This window comes from Fusibacter sp., from assembly GCF_057447755.1.
This window is the reverse complement of record NZ_JBVBZF010000486.1, coordinates 1-1,858: the sequence shown is the minus strand read 5'-3', so window position 1 is coordinate 1,858 and position 1,858 is coordinate 1. Positions and strand designations below refer to the sequence as shown.

Sequence of the window (1,858 nt, the reverse complement as noted above, 5' to 3'; positions counted from 1 at the left end):
CATTCTCATCAACATACTTTAAAACATCTTCGTAAAAGGCTGGTCTCATACTATTCTTATCAAAAGCTGCAACAAAATCACGCCTCTTTGTCATGTAATGCAGTAGCGTCTTAAAATGTATTTCATAGACATCGGTAAGCGTTTGTTCATAAGATTCTCTGATGGGTTCATGACTGCTGTAAAAATCATCTAAGTGGAAATACGGATAGTTTTCTTGATTTGGGTGATCTCCAAAGGAGATCCTTATGGCGCTCATGGGTTGGAAGCCAATTTTATCATCACCAAGCGAGTTATGCTCTATAGACATCCACTGGAAAATCAATTGATCATATGTCACTTCATAAGTCGTTGCCTCTAACAATTCAATAGGTTTTTTGAAGGTTATAAAAACCATCGCGTAATTATCCTGTGCCTTAAGGTCTTCTAAAGGAATCTCATAATCAAATGCATAGGGTTCTTTCTCAATATCCTTGTTCAGTATTTGATATGAGAAGAGATAATCAAAAAATCCAATTTTCTCATTTCTCGAGAGTTGGATGGGAATACGTTCTTCATTTAAGCCAAAGCCACTTTGACGTCTAAGGACAAGGTCATATCTACCAAAGCCCTTTTTATCAATCAAGGGTGTGGTGGACTGATAGCCTGGCACGGTGAGTTCTGTTAAGGCAGTCATATCAAAGGTTAAATCGTTCATCACACTGCCCTGCGTAATCTTTGAAGGATCATAATACATTGAACTCATCACTGGCGACACCACCCACATAATAAAGGCATACAATAAGACAACACTAATTACTGAATACAATATGTTTTTTCTAAGCTTCTTTGTAACTTGTTCCTTTATTTCGAATTGATCGCTTGAGTCTTCTAAAAAAAGAGCATCAAAAGATTCTGCTAAGTACTCATTGATAATCTTATTTTTTTCTATTTCTTCTTCGACAATTTTTCGTTCTTCTTCACTTGCCACTCTATTTTGATACTTTATAAAAAGCGTTTTAAAATCCATGGATTTTTTCCTCCTTTAATTTTTCTGCCAGTTTAATTCTAGACCTATAAAGCAAGGTTCTTGCAGCACCTGGGCTTATCTTCTTAATCGCGGCAATTTCCTTTAGAGAAAGGTCGTTGAAATAGTAATAAATCAAGATTTCCCTGCAATGGTCAGGTAAGTCGAGAATTGAGTCATATAGGGTCCTTTGTTCTTCATTTGATATCATTTGATCCAGGGGTCCAGACTGATGATCTATACAGTCCTCACTTAGTGATATTGGCCTCTTTTTCTTTAAAGAATCTAGCCACAGATTCTTACCCACTCTCAACAACCAATACTTCAGATGTAATTCATTCCCTTCAAGACTTAAAATGGCTTTAAAAAAGGTATCACTTACAAGACTTTCTGTCTGATGGTGATTTTTACAAAGTGAAAATATGTATAAGTAAAGGTCTTGGTAGTATTGCTTATAGACCTGATCGATAATGTCTTTTTTCAAATTTTCACCTCCCTACCTTATAAACGAATGACCTGCGAAAATGTCACACCACTCATTAGAATGGCCATAAAAAATATCGCACAAAATGGTATGAACCATGATCCTGTACGATATTTTAAATGTGCTTTTATAATACCTTCTTATATCAAAGGCAAGATTTCTTTCTCAATAAGATCAATCCGATCCTTGGCTCTTGGCATAAAACTGGATGCAATGGCAACTACAAGGTCCTTTTCAGGGCATATATAAATTATGTTGCCCCCATCTCCAATTGCGGCATAAGCCCCTTTTTTCCCAACCTTTATTAACCACCATAAATAGCCATATGATAGGTGATCCAAACGACTGTGCTCTCTTGTAGACGCTGCGAT

At 36.4% G+C, this 1,858-nt stretch carries 2 protein-coding genes and 1 pseudogene; all 3 read right to left on the bottom strand.

Annotated features, from left to right (window positions below; all coding sequences use genetic code 11):
• A partial coding sequence (locus tag AC220I_RS21945) for a hypothetical protein (RefSeq protein ID WP_486726001.1) occupies window positions 1-1,006 on the bottom strand: 1,006 nt, incomplete at its 3' end.
• A complete protein-coding gene (locus tag AC220I_RS21940; protein WP_486726000.1) occupies window positions 996-1,487 on the bottom strand; it encodes an RNA polymerase sigma factor in 492 nt (163 codons plus the stop codon). The genes AC220I_RS21945 and AC220I_RS21940, both read right to left, overlap by 11 nt.
• A gap of 140 nt (window positions 1,488-1,627) precedes the next feature.
• Window positions 1,628-1,858: pseudogene (locus AC220I_RS21935) on the bottom strand (serine hydrolase domain-containing protein); the annotation flags it as partial.